The sequence below is a fragment of the Methylacidimicrobium cyclopophantes genome (genome assembly GCF_902143385.2).
Lineage (GTDB): Bacteria > Verrucomicrobiota > Verrucomicrobiia > Methylacidiphilales > Methylacidiphilaceae > Methylacidimicrobium > Methylacidimicrobium cyclopophantes.
Genome location: NZ_CABFUZ020000161.1, coordinates 1 through 3,348, shown reverse-complemented (window position 1 = coordinate 3,348; position 3,348 = coordinate 1). Strand labels below are relative to the sequence as shown.

Genomic DNA, 3,348 nt, shown 5'->3' with positions numbered 1-3,348 from the left:
GGCGGTCCGCCGTTGCGGCCGAGGCAGAAAGAGGATGCTGGCTTCGGATTTCGCATGGCGAAGGAGATCGCGCGTCTGGATATCGGTCAATCCTTGGTCGTGAAGCAGGGCACGGTCTTAGCCGTGGAGGCGTTCGAGGGGACCGATCGAGCCTTGGAGCGCGGGGGAGGGTTGGGACGCGGCAAAGGTGTGTTGATCAAGGTGAGCAAACCGAACCAGGATTTCCGGTTCGATGTGCCGATCATCGGTCGCCAGACGATCCAAATCGCCCGCAAATCGGGGGTGACGGTCATCGTTTGCGAAGCCGGACGAACGTTGGTTCTCGAAAAGGAGGAGGTCGTCAAGCTCGCCGGAGAGATGGGAATTTCTCTTTACGGAATGGAAGAAGCGATGGAGGCTTCGTGATGCAGCCGATTCGGACCGGGGTGATCGGAGTCGGCCATATCGGCCGGCACCATGCGCGAATTTGTGCGGAGCTCCCGCAAAGCGAGCTCGTCGGTGTTTTCGATGCGGACGAGCAGCGTTGTCGCCAGATAGCGGCCCTTTATCAGACAGAACCCTTTTTTTCTCTGGAGGAACTCACGGCTCGCGCTCAGGCCGTGACGATCGCGACCCCAACGGGCACCCACTTCCCGATTGCGAGGGCTTGCCTGCAATCGGGCTGCCATGTGCTTGTTGAAAAGCCGATCGCGGATCAAGTGGAGCAAGCGCGGGCGATGGTGCTCATGGCGCGCGAGAAGGCCTTGCTGCTGCAGGTAGGTCACGTAGAACGGTTCAATCCGGCCTTCCGCGCGATGGAGCCGCTGTTGCGGGCCCCCCGCTTTATAGAAGCTCACCGGCTCTGTCCCTATCCGGGAAGAAACACCGAGATCGGAGTCGTCTTCGACCTCATGATCCACGACCTCGACATTGTCCTTCATCTGGTCCGGGCGCCGGTAGTCTCCATTGATGCGGTAGGCGTGGCCGTCTTGAGCTCCACCGAGGATATCGCCAACGCGCGCATCCGCTTCGAGGGGGGAGCTGTGGCCAATTTGACCTGCAGCCGGATCAGCCCTGAAAAAATGCGGAAGATCCGAATCTTTCAGGACGACGCCTACCTCTCTCTCAATTACGGGGAGCAGTGCGGTGAGATCTACCGAAAAAAGGATGGCAGGATCGAACGCCAGCCGATTCCGGTCGAAAAGGACGAGCCTCTGAAGCTGCAGATTTCGTCCTTCCTCGACTGCGTAAGATCTCATATGGCTCCGGTGGTGGACGGGGGAAAGGCGGTTGCCGCCCTCGACTTGGCCATGCAGATCTCCGATCGGATCGGAGCGGGGATGGCTGCGTCATGACGCGATCACATCCGAGGAAAAAGTTCTATTTGGTTGCAGGAGAGCCGAGCGGAGACACGCTGGGTGCTCTACTCATCGAAGCCCTGCGACGGCAGGAACCGGAAGCGGTCTTTCGCGGTGCGGGCGGCCCGAAGATGGCGGCGGCGGGTCAGCGGCAGACGGTCGACCTCACAAAGCATGCCGTCGTGGGCCTTGTCGAGGTTTTGCGTCACTATCCGGAGCTGCGGAAGCTCTTCCATCGGCTCGTCCGAGAAGTGGAAGCGGCACGCCCCGACGCGGTGGTTCTGATTGATTACCCAGGGTTCAACTTGCGCTTGGCACGAGTCCTTCGCCGCCGGTTGCCTTGGATCAGAATCGTTTTTTACGTCAGTCCCCAGGTCTGGGCATGGAAGTCAGGACGTGCGGAGCTTTTATCCGAGAGCGTCGACGAGCTGCTCGTCCTCTTCCCCTTCGAGAAGGAGTGGTATGCACAGCGGGGAAGCTCGCTTTCGGTCTCCTGGGTCGGTCATCCGCTCTGGGATCGGCTGTTGAGCAACGAAATGCCGACACTCCCTCCGGACCGGCAGACGATCGCTCTCTTGCCCGGCAGCCGGGAAAGCGAAATCCAGCGCCACCTCCCGCTGCTTTTGGGAGCCGCCGCGCAGATGCAGAAACAGAGGGAGGATTTGGATTTCCTTTGGATCGTTCCGGATCTGCGGCGAGAGGCTTTTGCGCGCGCGCAGCTTGCCTTGTATGGGCTCGAGTGCTCGCTCCGCCTGCGGGTCGGCTATCCTCTCTCTCACCTCTCCCGCTGCCGCTTGGCGCTGCTCTGTTCCGGATCGGCTTCCTTGGAATGCGCTGCGGTCGGAACCCCGCAGATCCTCGTATACAAGGCCAATCCCATCACGTATACCGTGGCGAAACGGGTGGTCCGGGTGCGTTTCTTGAGCATGGTCAACCTCTTGGCCGATTCGGAAATCATCCCGGAGCTGGTCCAGGAGAGGCTTTCCCCGGACGAGATCGCCCATGCGGCGCTCCGTCTTTTGGCGAACTCCGTCGAGCGCGCTCGCATGGTCGAGGCGATGGGGGCGGCGCTGCGGCCGATCGCCGAGCCCGGAGCGAGCGCCCGAGCCGCCTCCCGTATCTTGGCCCTGGCCGCTCGGCCCAGAAAGACCGAAGAGACGGGAGAAACAAAGAAGTCGACGGTCGACGGGCGCGTCCGACAGGGAGCAAGGGAAGTGGGCGAGGAGTCGACTGCGGGCAGCTTCGCTTCGGATGCCGCTGCGGGCCCGTAAAGCTACTTCCCTTTCGAGGAAGGCAATCGTAAAAGGAGCTCGGGCGGATCGGCCCGCTGATCCTGCAAGAGTCCGCTGTAAAAGAGGCGGAAGACATAGCCGTAAAAACGTTGGTGCGGGACGGGGTGATCCAGGCGGTAAGTCACCCGGAGAACCTCGACATGGTTGGCCCCCCATCGAGGGAAGGCGCTCTCGAAACCGACGGTCATCCGAGCGTTGGTGGGTACGATGATGCCGGCATCGATCTGATCGTAGGCGTAGAACTGGTAGCTGATTTGACCTAGGGAAATCTTCGTCCGCGGGTCGGCTGCGATTCGGAACCGAAAGATCAATTCCTGCCCGAACGGGCTACCGCCATTACCGCTCGTGCGCTCGGTTCCGACAAGTTGCAGGGGCGTTTTGGCCCTGTGGCGGAACGCCGTCTCCGAGGAGTCCGTGCCTTCCGATCGAGCCGCTTCTTCGAGGTGGTTGCGAGCTCTCTGGTAGAACGCTCCGGCAGAGGGGCCGAGGGAAACGATCCGGCTCCAATATTCCGTCGCCAGAGAAATGTTGTTCTGTTGCGCAGCCAATTCCCCTTCTTCCTCCAGGACCGTCGGATTCTGTGGATCGAGTTCCTCCGCTTCGGAGAGAGCGGCGCGCGCCAACTTGCGGTCTCCCTCGTTCTCGAAGCGCTTCGCTTCTAGGAGCAGAGCCGCCACCCGCTCGGCGTTGGTCAAGGCGGGCGGGGCCAGACGCCCGCC

At 61.5% G+C, this 3,348-nt stretch carries 4 protein-coding genes; 3 read left to right on the top strand and 1 reads right to left on the bottom strand.

Annotated features, from left to right (window positions below):
- From lpxI to lpxB, 3 genes are all read left to right on the top strand, one after another.
- On the top strand, nucleotides 1–405 hold a 405-nt coding region (gene lpxI, locus FN369_RS07495), incomplete at its 5' end, for an LpxI family protein (RefSeq protein WP_142525556.1).
- Nucleotides 405–1,334 carry a Gfo/Idh/MocA family protein gene (locus FN369_RS07490; protein ID WP_142525557.1) on the top strand — a complete coding sequence of 310 codons (930 nt, stop codon included), beginning with the start codon at nucleotides 405–407 and terminating at the stop codon, nucleotides 1,332–1,334. The genes lpxI and FN369_RS07490, both read left to right, overlap by 1 nt.
- Nucleotides 1,331–2,608 carry a lipid-A-disaccharide synthase gene (gene lpxB / locus FN369_RS07485; protein ID WP_142525555.1) on the top strand — a complete coding sequence of 426 codons (1,278 nt, stop codon included), beginning with the start codon at nucleotides 1,331–1,333 and terminating at the stop codon, nucleotides 2,606–2,608. Before FN369_RS07490 ends, lpxB begins: the two co-directional genes overlap by 4 nt.
- Before the next feature lie 2 nt (nucleotides 2,609–2,610).
- Here the strand turns inward: lpxB and FN369_RS11180 are convergent.
- Nucleotides 2,611–3,348 (bottom strand): tetratricopeptide repeat protein (locus FN369_RS11180; RefSeq protein ID WP_374728767.1); only part of this gene is annotated, 738 nt, incomplete at its 5' end.

Bases quoted from the DNA above. Each gene is read 5' to 3' on its own strand.
- FN369_RS07490 (WP_142525557.1), top strand. From the start codon at position 405: ATGCAGCCGATTCGGACCGGGGTGATCGGAGTCGGCCATATCGGCCGG.
- lpxB (WP_142525555.1), top strand. From the start codon at position 1,331: ATGACGCGATCACATCCGAGGAAAAAGTTCTATTTGGTTGCAGGAGAG.